Annotated in this window: 14 protein-coding genes; 12 read left to right on the forward strand and 2 right to left on the reverse strand. The window is 45.2% G+C overall.

The window, feature by feature from the left end; all coding sequences use genetic code 11:
• Window positions 1-204 precede the first annotated feature (204 nt).
• Window positions 205-339, forward strand: coding sequence for a hypothetical protein (locus tag BMZ40_RS20055; RefSeq protein ID WP_281243796.1), 135 nt, complete (start codon window positions 205-207; stop codon window positions 337-339).
• Between the two features lie 118 nt (window positions 340-457).
• Here BMZ40_RS20055 and BMZ40_RS13575 read toward each other — a convergent pair whose 3' ends face one another.
• A complete protein-coding gene (locus BMZ40_RS13575) occupies window positions 458-802 on the reverse strand; it encodes a helix-turn-helix transcriptional regulator (RefSeq protein WP_218143777.1) in 345 nt (114 codons plus the stop codon).
• A gap of 272 nt (window positions 803-1,074) precedes the next feature.
• Here BMZ40_RS13575 and BMZ40_RS13580 point away from each other — a divergent pair, with 272 nt between their 5' ends.
• Window positions 1,075-1,434 (forward strand): hypothetical protein, encoded by a 360-nt coding sequence (locus BMZ40_RS13580; RefSeq protein ID WP_092376831.1) that lies wholly within the window; start codon window positions 1,075-1,077, stop codon window positions 1,432-1,434.
• Window positions 1,435-1,530: 96 nt separating this feature from the next.
• Here the strand turns inward: BMZ40_RS13580 and BMZ40_RS19300 are convergent, their stop codons facing one another.
• The gene (locus tag BMZ40_RS19300; RefSeq protein WP_143075639.1) at window positions 1,531-1,866 is read right to left on the reverse strand and encodes a helix-turn-helix domain-containing protein; all 336 of its coding nucleotides are present in this window, start codon (window positions 1,864-1,866) and stop codon (window positions 1,531-1,533) included.
• A gap of 334 nt (window positions 1,867-2,200) precedes the next feature.
• Here BMZ40_RS19300 and BMZ40_RS13585 point away from each other — a divergent pair, with 334 nt between their 5' ends.
• From BMZ40_RS13585 to BMZ40_RS13630, 10 genes are all read left to right on the forward strand, one after another.
• Window positions 2,201-2,593 carry a hypothetical protein gene (locus BMZ40_RS13585; protein WP_092376834.1) on the forward strand — a complete coding sequence of 131 codons (393 nt, stop codon included), beginning with the start codon at window positions 2,201-2,203 and terminating at the stop codon, window positions 2,591-2,593.
• A gap of 224 nt (window positions 2,594-2,817) precedes the next feature.
• Entirely contained in the window at window positions 2,818-3,408 is a 591-nt protein-coding gene (locus tag BMZ40_RS13590) for a DUF1819 family protein (protein WP_177193178.1), read from the forward strand.
• A complete protein-coding gene (locus tag BMZ40_RS13595) occupies window positions 3,405-3,992 on the forward strand; it encodes a DUF1788 domain-containing protein (protein ID WP_092376841.1) in 588 nt (195 codons plus the stop codon). The genes BMZ40_RS13590 and BMZ40_RS13595 overlap by 4 nt, the downstream gene beginning before the upstream one ends.
• Window positions 3,993-4,008: 16 nt before the next feature.
• Window positions 4,009-7,560 carry a BREX system P-loop protein BrxC gene (brxC, locus tag BMZ40_RS13600; protein ID WP_092376845.1) on the forward strand — a complete coding sequence of 1,184 codons (3,552 nt, stop codon included), beginning with the start codon at window positions 4,009-4,011 and terminating at the stop codon, window positions 7,558-7,560.
• A 59-nt stretch (window positions 7,561-7,619) separates the two neighbouring features.
• The gene (locus BMZ40_RS13605; protein WP_092376848.1) at window positions 7,620-9,332 is read left to right on the forward strand and encodes a DUF262 domain-containing protein; all 1,713 of its coding nucleotides are present in this window, start codon (window positions 7,620-7,622) and stop codon (window positions 9,330-9,332) included.
• A 64-nt stretch (window positions 9,333-9,396) separates the two neighbouring features.
• The gene (pglX, locus tag BMZ40_RS13610; protein ID WP_092376851.1) at window positions 9,397-13,068 is read left to right on the forward strand and encodes a BREX-1 system adenine-specific DNA-methyltransferase PglX; all 3,672 of its coding nucleotides are present in this window, start codon (window positions 9,397-9,399) and stop codon (window positions 13,066-13,068) included.
• Between the two features lie 6 nt (window positions 13,069-13,074).
• On the forward strand, window positions 13,075-13,710 hold the full coding sequence (locus tag BMZ40_RS13615; RefSeq protein ID WP_092376855.1) for a hypothetical protein: 636 nt from the start codon (window positions 13,075-13,077) through the stop codon (window positions 13,708-13,710).
• 114 nt (window positions 13,711-13,824) lie between these two features.
• The gene (locus tag BMZ40_RS13620) at window positions 13,825-14,289 is read left to right on the forward strand and encodes a hypothetical protein (RefSeq protein ID WP_092376857.1); all 465 of its coding nucleotides are present in this window, start codon (window positions 13,825-13,827) and stop codon (window positions 14,287-14,289) included.
• The gene (gene pglZ, locus BMZ40_RS13625) at window positions 14,286-16,898 is read left to right on the forward strand and encodes a BREX-1 system phosphatase PglZ type A (protein WP_092376860.1); all 2,613 of its coding nucleotides are present in this window, start codon (window positions 14,286-14,288) and stop codon (window positions 16,896-16,898) included. The genes BMZ40_RS13620 and pglZ overlap by 4 nt, the downstream gene beginning before the upstream one ends.
• A gap of 162 nt (window positions 16,899-17,060) precedes the next feature.
• Window positions 17,061-20,645 carry an SNF2-related protein gene (locus tag BMZ40_RS13630; RefSeq protein ID WP_092376863.1) on the forward strand — a complete coding sequence of 1,195 codons (3,585 nt, stop codon included), beginning with the start codon at window positions 17,061-17,063 and terminating at the stop codon, window positions 20,643-20,645.

The raw sequence follows: 20,645 nt of genomic DNA on the forward strand, positions 1-20,645 counted from the left end.
GGGCACCCTTAGCGGAAACAACTCACGAACATGGCGACACCTTGTATCAGAGAGAAACGCTAAAACACTGCGCTCGGGCTTCCTCAGCGTTTATCCCCTTCCTTTCAGATCAACTTTGCCGCAGACCTCGCCATCTCCTATGTCCATGCCGGCGTGGATATGAATGCATGTGTTCTTCGTCATGCCGTGACGTGCAACAAGCACATGTTCGTCGAACTCGTCGCCAAGCCGAGCGTTAAACCTGGCGGGGCTGTCATCGCCAGACCTGTGATGCTCATCAAGGCCAACCTCACGATTGTTGTGGACAACGATTCAGTATCCAGTTCGAAGACAGGATGATCAATCACTAATACTGCCGTTAACACAAAATTTCTGCCCACTCATGGGCTCACATTTAGAGCTACGTTGATACTCAATGATAAGTCGTTCAAAAGGATTAGATCAATTGCATTTTATATTAAAAGTTATCGTCAACCTTGCCATCATTTTTAATATCTTTGGAAATTAAGCACAATTTACATTGTGCCAATTCAATTTGCAATGCTAGAATACGCTTGTCCGGCTCAAACAGACAAACACCAACCAGAGCAGCAACCTCAAACACTAAACCGACAGCAACAGTCATTCCTCCTTTTTCAATTTCGCGCAGTGTATCCGTTGATATCCCTGCTCGTTCAGCCAACTCCTCCCGTGACATCCCTCTACGACTTCTAGCTAGTTCGATTTGCTGCCCTAACAATAGTGCGGCATCTGTTGCATATCCCAGATAAGTTCTTTTTTGCACATTTTCATATACACTCACCATATTTCCTTAAAAATTTACCTTGTTTTTGATACATGGCACACATCACGACTTTTCAAATTCTCAATCTGATCAATTAATATACATACAAAATAACGTCTCAAATGTCTCATTGTCTCCAAACGCTGAACTATCAAATGTTTGGTGCCGAGACATTTGTCGAGACATATATCTAAGTCGTCTGCTATCAAAAAATAATTTTCCGTAGTTTGTTTATAAAAATCCTCCTCCCGAAGATCAAAGCAGGAATGATCATAAATAGGAGGATAATGATGAAAAGAAAAATTGACCGCGCATGGAGTGTTACCATCGCCGAATTAAGACAAAACAAATCTGATCTAGAAGAAGCAATCCGATTGTGCGAAAAACACAGAAAATCATTCTTTTTCCACGGTTACAGAATGCGTGACAGGGAATATCATGAAAGAATGAACTCCATGTATTCAAAATTTGTAGTATGCACGCTGGGAGAACTCGAAATTGACATCAGGACAACATATTCCACTCGACGTACATATTTCGATTCAAATTTTCTTCTAAATGGAGAAAAACTCAATTTGAGAATCGCCAGAAAAGCGCTCAAAATCATCATTGAGCAAATTGAAACAAAAATTGAACTAGGTGTCGAGTAAATAAAACTAGATCATTCCAAGTGCGCCGGGATAATCAACCCGGCGCACAAATAATCTCTTTAAAAAAATAACCTTATTTTGAAAAAACAAACATCCTTAAAAATCATACCTTGGATCTAATTCATGAGGTATTTCAGGATTGTTTCTTTTGTAATAAAACTGGCCAACATCATCTAATTCATGACTCGCAACATAATCCATCGTTTTTTCGAGGTAAATTGATTTTAAAACACGAGCAATTGATCCTGTCGTCACGTGCGGGTCTCCACCCTCTATCCGCCGGATAGTTCTCTCAGATACACCTGAAATTTCAGCCATTTTCGCTACGCTCAGAGCCCTGCATTCTCGCGCAAAACCAATATTATTTCCAATACGTTTTGTGACATGCTCGATATCGATATACTTATTTTCTTTGCGATTTTGATGTTGCATAAAATTACCCAAAATTTGTAAATTTATATACTCGTATCATTTAAAAATTTATAAAATCAAAATTTGAAAAAAATCAGTTATCCAATTTTAACACACATAATTAACTACGACGCAATTCAAAACAGACGTATAATCATATACCAGAAAAATATTCATAAATCAAGGATATTTCAGAATGTGTCTAAAAATATTGACATTTAACAAAATTTGAGAAATTAAACACATCGGATCTATCAAATTTGAAATATCGATTTTTTTATTTGTTTCCAGGCATCATACGACATCAACCACTTTAGTCAAAACCACAAAAAATTTAACAGAAGGAGATGTTAAGATGGAAAAGAGCAAGCTGAAAAATAAAAAAGAAGTAAATTTCAAAGAACTTTCAGAGAAACTTTTGGAATATGCGAAAGAAAATTTTTCCGAAACAATGACGTTTGATACTTACAAGGCGAAAAAAGATTTTGGCGTAAAAAGAAACATTATTATTGAAGCTTATGCTTTCGGACCTGAAGAATTACGAAATTTCAAGCTGATTGAAAGCAAACCTGTAAGTGTGGTTAAAGATGCGGAACCGCCTGTCGTAGGAAGAAAAGGAACGATTGTTATCAAGAAGTTCTTTATCGATGAGTTCAATGCGAAGAACCCTGACAAAGCTTACAAAGAAAACGATCTGTTTGATGTGCAGGTCACTGCCGACAAAATCGTATTGAAAAGAAAAAATTAATCTTTTTTTGAAGATCGTCCCAACACCCAGGGACGATCTTCTTTTTTAGGATCGATCTCCACTCTCCCTTCCGCTACTATCCCAATCCGTATTTGTCATACATCTTTACTGGTTGACATGGTTGGCCCAATGCGGCTTAACAGCGTGTCAGCCCAATACTTTCCCCCTCTGTCAGGACGATCTTGGGCGACTCATTATGCATCCAATGAATTGAGGAGAATCTTTTGAGTTTCAACGGTGAAATCGTGGCAGGATCCCTGCTCATCCGCGAAAGCCGAAGTGTCGCCGAGCTGCTACTCTTGGGGCTTGACCCAAAGGGTGTGCATGAACGCGTGAGCGCGGACAACAGCCTTCAGAAGCGTTCACCCGCCACGGCCAGACGTCAGACGAACCTCATCCTGGCGCGATTGCAGGGCTTGGACAAAAGATTTCTGACCATGATCGTTTCCGGCTCGCAGGAACTCACCACGCAAGCTCTTTTCGCCGCTGCGATCAAGCATAACCGTTTCCTGGGGGACTTCGTCGGCAAGGTGGTTTGCGCTCATTGGCGGACATACAAACCCGCCTTGACCAAGCTCGATTGGAATTCTTTTTTTGAGGAATGCGCCGCAATCGACCCTGAGATCACCAAGTGGACGGAAACGACGCACGCCAAAATCCGTCAGGTCGTCTTTCGTATTTTAGCCGAGGCCAATGTGATCGAATCGACAAGATCCCTCCGGCTGATCCCTTTTTCGCTCCTGCCGGAACTCAAACGTCTCCTTCGAGACAATGACGAATGGTATGTCCTCAGGTGCCTGGAGGCTCTCTCATGAACGATGATTTCAACGGTCGCCTGAATAAAGTCCTCGACCGGCTCCTTTCCAAGGAACTGTTGTCGAATACTGGGCTTGGCAACGAGATCGGCTTCTATATCTTCGACTACCCACCGGAGCAGGAACTCCGACTCAGGGAGTTTCTTGAAACAATCAAAGCGCAGCTCACAAAGCGTGCTCCCGATCTTCGGTTTGTCCACATCAATCTGTTCAAGCTGCTCATCGACTACCTGGCTGAGCGCAAACTTCTGGACCGCGCCTACCAGTTGCAAAAAACCAAGGGTGACGAAGAACTGCTCAAAGCCCTCAAAGGCCCGCTCCAGGAAAAACGCGTAGCCGAATATTTCGTCCAAGCCGCACGACCTGAGGTCAACGACCTGGTCCTTGTTTCAGGCGTCGGCAATGCCTGGCCCATGCTCCGCAGTCATACCCTGCTCAATTGCCTGCACGCATACATGGAGGACACGCCTCTGGTCCTCTTCTATCCGGGACAATATTCCGGTCAGAGCTTGCGCCTTTTTGGCAAGCTGCCTGAGAGCAACTACTATCGCGCATTTTCTCTCGTTCCTCATCAAGCTTCCTAGTCACGGAGAACCCAGAATGCTGATCAAGGATCTGTTCGCAAAAAATCTGTTCCGCCCCATCAACGGCGTCGTCAAAGCCGAACAGCAGGAAGATGCCGTCGTATGGCAGGAACTGGAAGAGTATGTTCTCACCAAGGAACTCGACCAGCATTTCCGCAAGTTCTTCGACGCCTATCAGGCCGCTCGACGCAACGCCCATGATCCAAGCCTTTCCGACAGAATGGGCATCTGGGTCTCCGGCTTCTTCGGGTCGGGCAAGTCGCACTTCATCAAGATCCTGTCCTACCTGCTGAACAACCGGGAAGCCTGTAACCCCCAAACTTCGGAATACAGACGGGCCGCGAAGTTCTTCGAGGAAAAAATCAAGGACCCCCTGCTGCTCGCGGATATCAAAAACGCGACAAACGGAAATACCGACGTCATCCTTTTTAACATCGACAGCCGTGCCGATGCTCAGGACGGGCGCGGAACCATCCTCTCGGTGTTCTGGCGTGTGTTTAACGAGATGCAAGGGTTCTGCGGCGAGTACCCGCATTTGGCGGAGATGGAACGCTACCTGACCAGCAAGGGCAAATTCGAGGAGTTCTGCACCACATACTCGGAACTCAGCGGCGAGGACTGGATCAAGGAGCGTGACGCGTTCCACTTCAAAAAAGACGAGGTGGTTGAAGCGCTCTCCAAAACTTTGGGTCAGAGCCTCACATCGACCGAATCCTGGTTCGACAAGTCGGAGAACTCTGTCAGCCTAACCATCGACGCCTTCGCCAAACGGGTCAAAGAATACCTGGACAGTCGAGGCAAGGATCACCGCATCGTCTTTCTCGTGGATGAAGTCGGCCAGTTCATCGGCAACGACACGCACCTCATGCTCAACCTGCAAACCATCACTGAAGACCTGGGCCGCGTCTGCCAGGGCCGGGCTTGGGTTGTCGTCACTTCCCAGGAAGATATCGACGCCATCCTCGATCTTGTTTCTTTAAAGGCCAATGATTTTTCCAAGATTCAGGGGCGCTTCCGCACGCGTCTGTCTCTCTCCAGTTCCAACACCGACGAAGTCATCCAGATCCGCCTGCTGGAAAAGAAATCAGCGGCACAAGAAGAACTGCAACGGCTCTTTGACGTCAAAGGCGACATCATCAACAGCCAGCTCGGCTTCTCGCACGACAGCGCCCATCTCAAAACCTATCGAGATAGAGTAGATTTCGCGGGATGCTATCCCTTTGCGCCTTACCATTTCCAGTTGGTTCAGAAGATATTTGAGTCCATCCGCAAGGCTGGAGCCACGGGCCTCCATCTGAGTCGCGGAGAACGCTCGATGCTCGATGCCTTCCAGTCCGCCGCCATCAATGTGGCTAGCAAGGACATTGGCGCCCTTGTCCCGCTTTACGAATTCTATCCGTCCATCGAAAGCTTCCTGGATACGGCGGTCAAGCGCACCATTGAGCAGGCGAGTGGAAACGACGGACTGGAGAAACCCTTCGACATCCAGCTCCTCAAAACACTGTTCCTGATTCGCTATGTGGATATCATCAAGCCCAACGTCGAAAACCTCGTGACACTCTTCGTTGACCAGGTGGACTCCGACAGGCTGTCCTTGAAACGGCGTATCGAAGCAGGCTTGCAGCGTCTGGAAAAAGAAACCCTTATCACCCGAAACGGAGATCTTTTTTTCTTTTTAACGAATGAAGAACAGACCGTAAGACGTCAAATCAAAAATATTGACATCACTGGTTCCGAGGAATTGAAGCTCCTGTCCGAAATCATCTTTGCCGAAATTTTCAAGGACCAGAGCAAGTTCAAATATCGACCCTACAAACGCGATTATGCCTTCGTCCGTCTTCTGGACGGGCATCCGTACAGCAGCAAAGTGGATCAGGACATCGCCGTGGAGATTATCTCTCCCCTCAATGACCAATATGCGCTGTTCAATTCCATGAAGTGCATCCTCTATTCAGGAGAGCATCTCGGGCGTATCGTCTTCAAACTACCTGACCAAAAGGAACTTGGAATCGAAGTTCGCGACTACCTACAAACCGACAAATTCATCCGCCTCAATAGCGACGCATCGCAGACCGTCGAATTCAAAAAAATCCTGCGGGAGCTACAAGAGGAAAATCGCGAACGCCGGACGCGACTCACGGTTTTGATTGAAAACCTGCTGTGTCAGGCCAAGGTCTACGTATTGCAGCAAGAATTGCAGCTCAAGAATTCCGGAGCCAAAGGGGCCCTGGATGAAGCTCTGGAATATGTTATCCAGAATGTCTTTCTGAAGTTTTCATACCTCGAAGTTGTCCATGACGATCCCATCAAGGAACTTCGTGCCGTCCTGCTCTCCAACGATGTCGCCAGAACCCAGCTCCAGATGGATCTTCCACAGGTCAATGCTCAGGCGATCAAGGAACTGCGTGAGCATGTCGACCTCCTCACGGCGAAAAACCACACCATCCTGCTGGCTGACATGGTCACCAAGTTCAGCGCCAAGCCCTACGGTTGGCCGGAATGGGAAGTCGTGCTGTTGGCCGCGAGACTGTTCATGGCCGGTGAGATCAAGCTGGTGGTCGATGACCCCTTGGAACCGCGCCAGGCCCTCGATGTGCTTACGAAGACAACGCAATGGCGAGCAGTGCGAATCATGAAATGCAAGCTGGCCAGCCCGGAAGAAATCGAAAAAGCCCGCAAGCTCTGTCAGGATCTGTTCGGCAAGATCGGACCGGAATCCGGCGAGGCTCTGGTTGCGCACTTCAAAGAGCAGTTACAGACTTGGCGCAGGCAATTGGGACAGTTCCGCCCCCTGGCGCAAACGGGTCAGTACCCAGGGGCGTCCATCATCGATCGGGCGCTCGGAGTGATCGAGGGCATCCTGACTATCCGCGACAGCTACGAGTGCATCATCGCGTTCAACAGAAAGAAAAATGACTTGCTTGATGCCGGTGACGACATCCATGAACTGAGCGGCTTTTACGCGAATCAGAAGCCCACTTGGGACAAGCTGCGCCAAAGCCTGCGCATCTTCAACACAAACGCGGCGGCCTTGAATAAAAATGCCGATGCAGCCCAGGCACTGAAGCGTTTGCAGGAGATTGCTGCGCATGACTCCCCTTATGGCATGATCAAAGATGTCGAAGGATATATTTTGAAGGTCGCCACGGTTAATGAGCGCATGATCTGTGACATAAAGAAAGTGGTGCGAACAGATCTTGAGGCCAAAATCCAGATTATTGATTCATTGCTAGACAAGATGAACGCCACGATCGATGTCCACAATCAAATACTTGATCCGTTACAGGTTTTACTCAAAACTATTGAGGAGGAGCAAAGCATTCCGTCCTTGTCGTACATTCGTGAAGAAAGCGAAAAATTACTTGAAGAAGCAATCATCAAAATTGATGATATAAAATCAAAAGACAATAATCATACAATTTCAACAAAGACGAAATTTATAGATCTAAAATTGATTACTAATAAAGTATATCTGGAGTCAGTTGAAGATATTGACAATTTAATTACAGAATTGAAAGACAAATTATTGAGCGAACTTAATAACAACACCCGCATAAGAGTAAAATAGTTTAAAATAATTGATTTGTGAATCCAGACAACACACCATCAAAGCCATCGGAGTATCGCATGAGCTACATACCAAAAACAATCAACGAATTAGTCACAGAATATGTCAATAGAACGACATTTCTCCCAGCAATGCAACGCGAATTCGTATGGAATACTTATGCGATAGAAAAACTTTTTGACTCTATAATGGGCGACTACCCTATCAGCACATTTCTTTTTTGGAAAATCAAAGAAGAAAATAAAAATGAATGGACAGCATATGAATTCATACGAGATTTTGATCAATCGATGCCTCATAACAAAGAGGCAAATTTAGCTGGCATTAATCAAGATGTATATTTTGTACTTGACGGGCAGCAACGTTTAACATCGCTACTCATAGGACTCAAAGGCTCATATAAGTATTTTTATTACAAATGGCTCAAAACAAAATTGTATCTAAATATTCTAAAAGAGCCTGTTAAAAATGATGATCCAGAAGAACTCGTTTACCAGTTTGCATTCAGAGAGAACGATCAACCAAACAACAAAGATACAAGCCCTCAGTTTTGGTATTTGGTTGGAAATATTTTAAATTTTGATGACGCAGAAGATGCGAAAAAAGATATAAAATTAAAATTAGCAAAATATTCAGATGAACAAAAAGATATTGCCAACACCCACATAGGAAGGTTGCATTCCAGAATCAATACAGCAAGGTTATTGAATTATTATGAAGAAAAATCTCAAGATTATGACAAAGTAGTTGAAGCTTTTATTCGCGCAAACACAGGTGGAGTAAAGCTAGAATATAGCGACATTCTTCTCTCTACAGCAACTGCTAAATGGAATAATATCAATGCAAGAGAAGAGATTCATAAATTTACAGACAACATAAACTTAATTGGAAGCGGTTATTCTTTCGGCAAAGACTTTGTCTTGAAAGGATGCCTTTACCTTACAGATGGCCTTCCGATACAGTACAAAGTTAAAAACTTTACTAAAACAAACCTGGAAAAGATAGAAAATAACTGGGAAACGATTACAAAAAATATTGAAAATACAATACACCTTGTAAATAAATTTGGCTTTAACGATAAAAACATAGTCGCAAAAATAGCATTACTACCTATTTCTTTTTTCTTATCAAAAATAAACAGAAACAACTATACGGACTCAACAGATGCAAAAGACGTCAGGAATCAAATTATAATTCAAAAATGGCTTGTCCTGTCTTTACTAAAAAATTCATTTGGCAGATCTTCAGACACTATATTGAAAAATTTGCAAGAAGTATTGCTGAACAACCCAGACTGCGAAGTTTTTCCATACCTAGAAATGTTCAACAAACTTGGAGTTGAACCATCCTTTAATGAAAAAGAGATCTCCGGATTATTAATGACTAATTATGGATCAAAGTATAGCTATTTAATACTTTCACTTTTATATCCTGACAGAGACTGGAAAGGGAACACGTATCACGAAGACCATATATTTCCAAAATCAGAATTTACTTACGCAAAACTGAAAGCACGCGGGTATAATGATGAAAGAATTGCGGAATATCTTAAATACTTTAATTCAATTATAAATTTAGAATTGCTCACTGATTCTGAAAACAAATCAAAGTCCTCACAAGATTTTGGCACATGGATAAACTCACGCGACATTAACTTTAAAGAGAGACACAAAATCCCTGATCTGAAATCATACGATTTTGATAATTTTCTAGAATTTGTTTCGAACAGAAAGCCTATACTATCCGATATGCTTCTTAAATTCTCAATCTGATTCACTACAGAGTGCCTAAAAGGTCAACAATCCAAAATCACATCATACGACAACATTGACAACCATGAACAAAGCAGCTCTCAAATCCTACGCTCCTGCCGCCCGTCTTGAATTCATTCAGGCTGTGACCGATCGCGCCAAGGCCCTGGGCCTGTCCGCCAAAGCCATAGAACCCGCTGAAGTCAAAGGCGACGTAGCCATTATTGCCGGTCAGGCTTTTCCAAAGGCCGTGGCCGAACGACGCGCCGAGCTGGAACGCCAGATCAGGATCAAAGGCTTTGAACAACTCATGGAGGAAGTGGCCTACACATGGTTCAACCGCTTTTGCGCCCTCCGTTTCATGGAAGTTCACGACTATCTGGACCATGGCTACCGGGTGCTCAGCAATCCCAGCGGTTCGGACATCCCGGAAATTCTGGAGAAGGCCACCAGTGTGGATTTGCCAGGGTTGGACAAAGGATTGGTGGCGGACTTGCGGCTGGCCGGAAACAAGGATGCTGAGTTATACCGAGTGCTACTCATGGCTCAGTGCAACGCCCTGCACGCGGTCATGCCCATGCTGTTCGAGAAGGTCGGGGACGCTACGGAACTGCTGCTGCCGGAGAACCTGCTGCAAACCAATTCGCCCGTTCGCAAGCTGGTGGCGGCGATCCCGGAAGAGGACTGGCAGGAGATAGAGATTCTGGGTTGGCTCTATCAGTTCTATATTTCCGAAAAAAAGGATCAGGTCATCGGCAAGGTTGTCAAAAGCGAGGACATCCCCGCCGCCACCCAGCTTTTCACGCCCAATTGGATCGTCAAATACATGGTTCAGAACACCTTGGGCCGGACTTGGATGATGACCCACCCCGACTCCACTCTCAAAGGCGGCATGGAGTTTTACATCACCCCGGCGGAACAGACGCCTGAGGTGCAAGCGCAGTTGGATGCCATCACGCCCAGGGAACTAAACCCGGAAGAGTTGACCCTGCTCGATCCGGCCTGCGGGTCCGGCCATATATTGGTGGAAGCCTATGACCTGTTCAAGGCCATCTATCTGGATCGAGGTTACAGGCCTCGGGATATCCCGCGCCTGATTCTGGAAAAGAACCTCTATGGGCTGGATATTGATGATCGAGCCGTACAACTGGCCCGGTTTGCGCTGCTTATGAAGGCCAGAGGTGACGACCGACGCATACTGGATGCAAACAATCCGGTACGGCTCAATGTGCTAGCCTTTCAGAATAGCAAGGGCCTGGATATCGAACAGATCGCCGCGACCTTGCTCAAGGAACGGACCAAGTCTTTGACTGGGGGACAGCACCAGCTTTCTTTCGTGCCGCAACCAGCCCGACAACTTCCTCTGACCACCACCGAGAAGCCGGAGGCAACGCCGGAGGAATTTTTCGCCCTGCTCCATGTCTTTGAGCACGCCAAAACCTTTGGCTCCCTGCTGCGTATCCACGACAAGCTGAAAGCCGCCTTGCCGCGCCTGGAAAAGCTACTGGTGAAGGCAGGACGAGCAGATGGCATGTCCGCCATGTATGCTGAAATGCTCATGCCCTTGGTTCGCCAGGCGCAGTTTCTGGCGCGGGAGTATGATTGTGTGGTGGCGAATCCGCCGTACATGGGCAGCAAAGGACAGAATCCGGCAGTCAAAGCCTACGCCAAAGATAACTTTCCAGACACTAAGGCAGATTTATTTGCCATGTTTATTGAACGTGGCTTGGAGTTGCTCACACAGCATGGGTTGGCTGGATTGATCACCATGCAAAGCTGGATGTTTCTGTCAACCTATGAATCTTTACGAGCAGCTATTTTGAGTAACAGGACAATAATCTCCATGATTCATCTCGGCGCACGAGGCTTTGACAGTATTGGAGGCGAAGTTGTTCAAACTACAGCTTTTGTCGCAAATAAAACATATCAAAATGATTATAATGGATCATATTTCCGCTTGATATATGGAAAGTCTGAGGCTGAAAAAATTACAAATTTTAAAACAAATCCATCCTTGCGGCATACCGCATCAGCAACCGATTTTACAATAATACCGGGGAGTCCTATATCATACTGGATCTCTCAATCTTATCGAGACGCGTTCAAGAACGGAAACCTTATTAATGACTTTGCGTCTCCTAGACAAGGAATTGCTACCGCAAATAATGAACGTTTCTTAAGACTGTGGCATGAAGTTGCTATAAACAACATTTCTTTTGGACTCGAAAATATCCAGCAGGCTCTCTCTAAAAACGCAAAATGGATTCCATATAACAAAGGTGGAGCGTTTCGAAAATGGTATGGGAATAACGAATACGTGATCAATTGGGAAAATGACGGAAATGAAATAAAGTGCTTTTGTGACGAAAACGGAAAACAAAGGTCCGCGATTCGTAATCAAGAATATTATTTTATTCCTTCCGTTACATGGACAGATATTAGCTCTTCTTCATTCGGAGTAAGACAGTCTAAAAAAGGATTTTTATTCGACGGGACAAGCCATTCAGCTTTTCCAAAAATTGAATACCTCAATTTTTTAACTGGTTTGATGTGCGCAAAGACATCTTTTGAATTTTTAAAAATTATCAACCCAACAATGCACTTTCAAGTCGGAAATATTGGATCAATTCCAATAGACTTAAATAAAATTAATCATAAAATTAAGCTAATTAACGACATATCTTTAGATGCACTATCTATCAGCGCGTCTGATTGGGACTCGAATGAATTCTCTTGGGATTTCACTCATCTGCCATTGCTTAATCAAAAATTCCGACACACAAACCTTAAGGACACCTACAGCACGATTCGCATTCACTGGATAGAAATGACGTCTGAGATGCAGCGATTAGAGGAAGAGAACAATAGCATATTTATCGACGCCTATGACCTCCAAAACGAACTGACCCCAGATGTGCCTCTGCATGAGATTACGCTGACCTACAATCCGCCCTACCGCTACGGTCCTGGGAAAACTGACGAAGAATACGAGTCCCTGCAACGCACCGATACTATTCGCGAACTCATCTCCTACGCCATTGGCTGCATGATGGGCCGCTACAGCTTGGACGAACCGGGTCTGATTTATGCCTATGACGGAAATGAAGGTTTTGACCCGAGCCGTTACGCCACCTTCCCGGCTGACGAGGACGGCATCATCCCGGTCATGGATGGCGAATGGTTTGACGATGACGCCACAGTCCGCTTTGTCGATTTTGTGCGTACGGTTTGGCCTGCCGAGACCCTGGACGAAAATCTTAATTTCGTGGCCGACAGCCTGGACCCGAAAAAAGGTGAAACCCCGGTGGAAACCATACGCCGTTTTATCAGCACCAAATTTTTCAAGGACTATCATCTCAAGGTCTACAAAAAACGCCCCATCTACTGGCTCTTTTCCAGTGGAAAAAACAAGGCGTTTGAATGCCTCGTCTACCTGCATCGCTACAACGCCAACACCCTGCCACGCATGCGAGCCATGTACGTCACTCCGCTGCAAGGCAAATTCAACGCCCGCATCGAGTACCTGAAAAAGGAACTCGACGCTGCCCCATCCACTGCCGCCCGCAAACAATTGCAAAAGGAACTGGATACCATGACCAAAAAGCAGCAGGAACTGCGCACGTTTGATGAACTTCTGCGCCATTACGCCGACCAGCGCATCACCCTAGACCTGGATGACGGCGTAAAGGTCAACTACGGAAAGTTCGGTGGGTTGCTGGCGGAGGTGAAGGCGATAACAGGTGGAAGTGAGGAGTGATGCAGTATGAGTCGCATCGAAAGCCATCAAGCCAAAGCAAATAGTAGTCCCAAGCTCACAGACAGTGAGCTAAAAAAAATTGCAAAAAGACACCTTGATGAACTGACTATGTTTTTCCGTTACACAGCGATTCTTTCCATAATGGAAAAATGCTGCAACAATAACCACATACATCTACACTTTTTGCGTATTTTGCAAACAGCTTTAACGAATGATAGGACAACAAGGATAATACGAGTATTTGATGAGGATAGCTTTAATATTATTGAAGTTCTTAATCAAAGAGGCGAGCTTTCGAAAACAATATTAGACAAGCAAAACATAAATAAAAAAGAATTTAAAGACTTTGCTAAGAAGGTTTTAAAATTTAGAAATAAATATTTTTTTCATATTGATAAAGTAAATGCAAATTTATCATTTTGTCCAACAAAAGAACTATGGGATGAATTCGGACTAACAAACGAGTATATTATACATGTCGCGACAAACGCGCAATCTGCACTTACTCAATTTCACAACCATTTATTTCAAGATTGTGAATACAAAAATCAGACATATACCGGCGATGATTTTGAAAAAATAATTGAATTAATCAATACGAAAGATATCAGTTTTTTTATCCTAGCACATCATATTTATTGAAATTTTAAAATATAATTTACTAAAGATATAACAATAAAACACCTAATCCTAAAATATATAAAAAATATTTAATAATCAGCTTATGTTATATCTGACAATAATTAGGAGCAAAAAATGGATTTTTTTGTCCACATAGGCCAGCCTGTTTTGACAGCTTTTGCAACAATCCTGCTTGGAAGCCTTGTTTTGATCGCTAATAGTTTAGTAAAAGAATGTATCGATTTTCGAAAGCATATCGGAATAGTTGGCTCTACACTTTTTCAATACAGATCATTACTTGAAAGCATTCAATGTCTGGATGAAGATAAGGAAGGGGAAAGAATTGAAGAAGCACGACTTGTATGCAAAAAATTGAAAAAATTATCTGCGGATACAAGGAAATATTTAGTTTCAATCGTTTTCTATGATTTTTACTCTTGCACACGACTCATTCCAACTTGGCGTGATGCATTGTCCGCAGCCGAGTCTTTGAGCTTGCTATCGTACTCCCTTATCGAGAAAAAGGATGGCCCTCAAATCTCTAGTGAAATTCAAAAAGTGCTTCGACTTCTTGGAATTACCAGGATGTATGGAAAATGAATCTATCACAACTTCAGGAATCTCTACAAAAAATCTACCATACCGAAGGCCACCGCATCGTCTTCTGGCACGACCCTAACGCCGAATTTGCCGAGGAAATACAATCCCTTGCCTTGGACGATGTGACTGTCATCCAACTCCAGCAGGAAAGCGCCTTGGCCCTCAAGGTGCGTCTGGAAACCGTGGACTTGAACGACAAATACCTGCTCTATGCCCCCACGCCAGAACCCGAACCAGAGGTCGATTGGCTGCTTGATATCCGCTTATACAGCCGCACTTTCCACGCCGACCGCGCCTCCATCGTCATGAACGAACTGGGCTTGACCAGGCAAGCCATGCGCCAGCACGTTGCCTTGCGAAGTAAGTTTTTCAACAGTCAGGACCGAGTCAGCCGCCTCAAAAAACTGATCGATGTGAATGACCAGGAAAAAGACCTGGATCTTAAAATGCTGGCTGTCATCAGCAGGGCAGACCAACCGAGTGTATTTGACATCCTGATGAAATTGTTTGCCGGAATGTGTGCTGAGGGCGAAACAGAATACCAGCCCGCTTCTCCTGCATTGGAAGAAATTGAAAAATATGACCTTGCCCCTTTCTTCTGGGAGACGATGGGACTGACCTTTGGGTACACGGCATCCAACCCGACTCTTCTTGATCTGTTGATTCGCCTTCTGGTTTCGGACTTTGCAAATACTCTCAAAGCCGCCCCCCCCACCTCCCTTGAGCATTTCCTGCTGCCGAACAAGTCGGTAGCGACCAATGCCTCGGTCTTTGTCTCTCAGTGGCGCAGCCATATGGGGCATTACCAACAATACGGGCAACTTTCAGGCATCATTGCCGCTCAACTGGGCTTGGACAAGCTTTTGAGCGCGACCAGTTCTTTCGCCCTGACTCGGAGCATGACCTTCGAGGTTGTGGAGCGCCAGATCATCCGCTCCCTTCGTGACATGATCGTTAGCGAAGGAGCAGGCAACGCCGAGGAGTTGAAATCGCTCATCCTCAAACGCAAGGATGGGCACTGGGCAAATATCAAGCTGCCCGGATTTGAAGAGAACGTCTACGCCATTGCCTATCTGGCTATAGAAGCTGCGCTGGATCTTCTGGTCTTGCGCACCAAGTACGACGAAGGTCTCAGCTACCCTTCGATACAGCGATTACACCGCGCCTACACGACGGAACTGTTTCGCTTTGACCAGCTCTATCGGCAGTTCCACGAGTTCGCGGACAAGGTTGAGTTAGCTGGCTGGGACGTGCTCAAGGAAATCCAGAGCGTCGTGGAAGCATGCTACAGCGGTTGGTATCTGACCCGGCTTGCCATGTGTTGGGACTCCTTCATGCCTGGCGCTGATGGCCTGCTTGCTAACTGGACCGTGGAGAACGTGTCCAAGCAGCAGCATTTTCACTCTAACTTCGTAAAACCGATTCTTCGCGGAAGCCCTAAAAGCCGCGTTTTCGTCATTATCAGTGACGCCCTGCGCTACGAAGTTGCCGAGGAATTGACCCGCAGCATCAATGCCACAACCCGCTTCAAGGCCAAACTGGACAGCCAGCTTGGCGTACTCCCCAGCTACACCGCCTTGGGAATGGCCGCCCTTCTTCCCCATGATCATTATGGCTACAAGGACGGATCAGACCAGCTTGTGGTGGACGGAATGCCATGCGGCTCGTTTGAGCAGCGCAACGCAGTACTGGCCAATCATGAAGGCATGGCATTGAGGGCTGGAGAGATCATGGCCATGAGCAAGGACCAAGGCCGCGAATCCATCCGGCAGTCCCGCCTAGTGTACATCTATCATGACCAGATTGATTCATGCGGAGATCACGCCGCGTCCGAAGGCAAGACATTTCATGCCGCCCGGACGGCCATCGAGGAACTGACGGCGCTGGTCAAATTCATCGTCAACAGCCTCAATGGCTCGCATATCTTCGTCACCGCCGACCACGGCTTCCTGTTTCAGGACCAGCCCCCCACTGTCCTGGAAAAAAGCGAACTTGATGTGAAACCCAAAGGCGCTCTCAAATCCAAAAAACGCTACATTGTGGGCCAGGATATGGGCCAGACGGACAAAGCCTGGGTTGGGTCAACGGCCAATACAGCGGAAACGAACCCCGCCCTGGAGTTCTGGATACCCAAGGGCATCAACCGATTCCATTTCAGTGGCGGGGCCAGATTCGTGCACGGCGGAGCCATGCCGCAGGAAGTCATTGTGCCAGTCGTGCAGGTGCGGGAACTTGAAGGAAAGGCTGCCATCAAGGACGCCGTAAAGCGGGTCGATGTCTCGATTCTCGGGTCAAACCGCAAAATCGTGAACACGCTTCAGAAGTTCGAATTCATCCAGGTCGAAAAAGTCACCGAACGCGCCCTGCCCCGAGTGCTGGTGTTCTCTCTGCGGGATGGGGACATGCTGATCAGCAACGAAGTGCTGGTCACTTTCAACTCTACGTCTGATTCCATGGAAGAACGCAAACGTCCCGTGAAGCTTATGGTCAAGAAAGGCGCATACGACAAGGCCAGGGAATACGCCCTGGTTCTGCGTGACCCCGAAACCCAGATCGAGTACGACCGCATTCCAGTGACAATAGACTTGGCCTTCATCAACGATTTCTAAGGATGTTGCAAAAGATTTGGCGGATGAACGAGTCAACAATCTGAACGCAAGAGTAGCGCTTGTATTAAGAAGCAAGACGATGAAATCTTTTGGTACGAATTGATAATTTCACTTTTTTATAATTAAACACCACCCCGGGATCACAAATCAGGAGTTTTCATCGTGAATGAATTGATGCAACTAGCCGCTGTTGAAATTGCCAAATTTCTTGCAAAGCATCTACCTTCATTTTCTACAAATTGGTGGAAACTGCGAGTAATTGATCGTTTGACATTTTCTCAACAACGCACTGCACGCGAGCGTAATTTTTCGAGTCTTGAGCAGCTTGATTTTGCAGCGCTTTTGCGAACATTCGATCAAAATTGGAATGATCTATCTTATCCTTTGAGTCTTGCACGTGAAGGCCGGAGTTGGATCAAGGAGTTACAAGAAGTTCGAAACAAATGGGCGCATTTGTCTGTTCAAGCCATGCCCCCCAGCGAGATTTATCGAGATGCCGATACAATTGGGCGAGTTCTTGAAATGTTGAGTGCCGACCACAAGACTCTTGAGTCTGTGGAAATGTTTAAAGAAAGCCTGTTGGCTTCGATGGCACATTCCAAAGGCATCCCATTCAAATCTGGAACGCTCGATACAAAATTGAACAATGAACCAAGCGCCGTCGTCCCAGGACCTGAGGTAATAAGTGATCGCTTATATGCATTCAATGTCGGTGATCTTGTTTCACTGCGATCAGACCCAGGAACTGTCGTACCTATCATAGAAATTATCCCTGGCGATGCAGAAAACCGATTTAAAGTTTTTCAAAATGGAAAAAAAATCATATACTATGAAAGCCAGTTAGAATCATTATCAACGGATGAAGATAAAAATGAGTATTTAGAAGCTAAAGAATTACAAGCTTACATTACAAGTCTGCAAATTTTATCACCTTCCACTTCGAATCTATTCTCTCTTCGCTCAGGTCGAGTCAAATTTGTGCCCTATCAATATCGTCCTGTTTTAAAACTAATCCGAGCTGACCGTCCTCGACTGCTTATTGCTGATGAGGTTGGGGTAGGCAAAACAATTGAAGCTGGCCTAATCATAAAAGAATTGCGTGCAAGAATGGATATTACTTCCGTGCTGATCATCTGCCCAAAAGCACTTGTGGCCGAAAGAAAATGGTTTGTAGAAATGAAGCGGTTCGACGAACACTTCACGCCACTTGATGGCCAACTCTTGCGGCACTGCATGAAGGAAACGCATTTGGATGGCGAGTGGCCTGAACAGTATTCGAAAGCCATTTTGCCATTTTCTCTTTTTGATTCCGAACTGATTTTTGGTGAAAACGGTAGGGGCGCGAAGCGGAAGGAAGGACTATTAGGGCTTAACCCGCCTCCAAAATTTGATTTGGTCATTGTTGACGAGGCACACCATATACGAAATCCTGAAACATATCTACATCAGGGAGTTAGGTATTTTTGTGATAACGCTCAGGCTGTAATATTTCTTACCGCCACACCAGTTCAATTAGGCAGTGAAGATCTTTTCACCCTCCTCAATGTGCTACGTCCTGATATCGTAATTGATAAGGCCAGTTTTGCGCAAATGGCTGAGCCTAACAGATTTATCAATAGTGCAGTTCAACACTGTCGAGCAGCTCAAGAGAATTGGCAAGAGGATGCTCGCGCTAACTTAAATGATGCGGCTCAAACTCAATGGGGACAGTTATATCTTCGTGAAACGCCTAGCTTTCAATCTGTTTACGACCAACTGGCAGAACCAACGATTGATAGCGCGACTCGTGTTCGACTCACACGGTCCTTGGAAGAGTTGTACACATTTAGTTCAATGATCAATCGAACTCGCCGACGAGATATTGGAGAATTCACGACCCGAAAACCAGAAACTTTAACAATTGATTTTACTCCCACCCAACAATGCTTGCATGACAAACTGTTGGAGCTTGTCGCCAGAATCTTAGCTTTTACACATGGGCAGCAAAGCGTAAAATTCATGATGACCACAATTAGAAGACAAGCAGCGAGTTGTATTTATGGTTTGGCTCCGCTGCTGCGAAATATCCTTGTTGGCAAACTTGATAGCCTTGAACTTATGGAAGCCGGCGATACTGATATCGAAGCAAGCTTTGGTTTTGTCGAATCGATACGTGGAGAAATTGAAGAACTTCTTAAACAAGCGGAGCTTCTAGAAATAGAAGACCCAAAGATTGAAGAGCTTTTAAAGGTGTTCCGTGACAAAATCACTATGCCCAATAACAAGGCTCTGCTTTTCAGCACTTTTCGGCACACTTTAGCTTACATTTCAGGATATTTAGAAGAAGCAGGTTTTCGTTTCGGTTTAGTGCATGGCGACATTGTCGATGAGGAACGCGCAGATTTACGCCGCCGGTTTGCCTTGCCTAAAGAAGATTCAAACGCTTTGGATATACTGCTCTCTTCAGAAGTTGGGTGCGAAGGACTTGATTTTCAATTTTGCGATTTGCTGGTTAACTATGATTTACCTTGGAATCCAATGCGAATTGAACAGAGGATTGGTCGAATTGATCGCTATGGGCAGAAAAGTGAAACCGTAGCGATAAAAAATTTGATTACTCCAGGTACTGTCGATGCTGATATTTACGACCGTTGCCTCTGGCGAATTGGAGTGTTTCAGCATGCTGTTGGAGGAAGCGAAGAAATTCTTGGGGAAATTACAAAAGAGATCCACAATATTTCTGAAAGTTACAATTTATCCGAAGACGAACGCAATAAGCGACTCAAGCAACTTGGGGATAACTCAATCCGAATAATACAAGAAGAACAAGCGCTTGAAGAAAAACAAGCGGAAATGTTTGGACTAACAATCCCAAAACAATCTTGGCGGCAAGAAATTGATGACGCGGAAACAGTCTGGCTGTCATCGACGTCATTGCAAAAATGCGTGAGCGTATACTTGGCAAATAGGCTCAAAGTTGAAGGACAGTATTTTCTTGGAGAAAAGCCACTTAAGACGTTGAGATTAAACCACGAAGCTAGAAGTATATTACTTGAGGATTATTATAAGGAGTCACGGCCAAGAGATCAAACAAATCGTCAGTGGGAAAAATGGCTAAAAGGTGACGATCCGATGCTTCCCATAACGTTTGATCAAGAGACAGCTATGGAAAACCCCGACGTCGTTCATCTTGGGGTACTCCATCCCCTAATAAAGCAGGCGGCAAAACACCTCGGACGTTCCGACTCGGTCTGCGTTAATCTAGAAGTATTCAGTAACGATGTAACCCCAGGAATTTATCATTTTGTGATTTATCGATGGAACATTGTTGGGGTTAAACCAGATGAAAAACTAATCGCTGTGACTACAAGCCCTGATTTAGATGAAAAACTAATGAGCCTATTATATAGATGCTCAAATTCAATGACTGTTGACAATGTGAATACAAACTTATTGAGTGAGCTTGAGCATCGTCATTATATTGTATGGAATAAGGCTAGATTTAGCCATATATCTGAAAACAAGGAACTTCTACAGCACAGAATTCAAAGTTTGACAATCAGCAACCAAGCTCGATGTCGAGCAATTGAAGATCAAATAGATCGGATTTCAAATGAAAGAATCCGGAGAATGAAGGAAGCTGAACTCGTCCGAGCTAAACTTGATTTTGAACGCCGACTAGATGAACTTGAAAAGGCAGAACGTGGAGCTGACATACATTCTTCGCCTGTTATATCTGGAAGCCTTAGCGTAGCAAGGAGAGTTTGA

Origin of the sequence: Desulfomicrobium apsheronum, assembly GCF_900114115.1 — a bacterium.
GTDB classification, from domain to species: Bacteria; Desulfobacterota; Desulfovibrionia; order Desulfovibrionales; family Desulfomicrobiaceae; genus Desulfomicrobium; species Desulfomicrobium apsheronum.

Coding starts and splice junctions, on each gene's coding strand:
- BMZ40_RS20055 (WP_281243796.1), top strand. CDS start 205: ATGTTCGTCGAACTCGTCGCCAAGCCGAGCGTTAAACCTGGCGGGGCT.
- BMZ40_RS13580 (WP_092376831.1), top strand. CDS start 1,075: ATGAAAAGAAAAATTGACCGCGCATGGAGTGTTACCATCGCCGAATTA.
- BMZ40_RS19300 (WP_143075639.1), bottom strand. CDS start 1,866: ATGCAACATCAAAATCGCAAAGAAAATAAGTATATCGATATCGAGCAT.
- BMZ40_RS13585 (WP_092376834.1), top strand. CDS start 2,201: ATGGAAAAGAGCAAGCTGAAAAATAAAAAAGAAGTAAATTTCAAAGAA.
- BMZ40_RS13595 (WP_092376841.1), top strand. CDS start 3,405: ATGAACGATGATTTCAACGGTCGCCTGAATAAAGTCCTCGACCGGCTC.
- brxC (WP_092376845.1), top strand. CDS start 4,009: ATGCTGATCAAGGATCTGTTCGCAAAAAATCTGTTCCGCCCCATCAAC.
- BMZ40_RS13605 (WP_092376848.1), top strand. CDS start 7,620: ATGAGCTACATACCAAAAACAATCAACGAATTAGTCACAGAATATGTC.
- pglX (WP_092376851.1), top strand. CDS start 9,397: ATGAACAAAGCAGCTCTCAAATCCTACGCTCCTGCCGCCCGTCTTGAA.
- BMZ40_RS13615 (WP_092376855.1), top strand. CDS start 13,075: ATGAGTCGCATCGAAAGCCATCAAGCCAAAGCAAATAGTAGTCCCAAG.
- BMZ40_RS13620 (WP_092376857.1), top strand. CDS start 13,825: ATGGATTTTTTTGTCCACATAGGCCAGCCTGTTTTGACAGCTTTTGCA.
- pglZ (WP_092376860.1), top strand. CDS start 14,286: ATGAATCTATCACAACTTCAGGAATCTCTACAAAAAATCTACCATACC.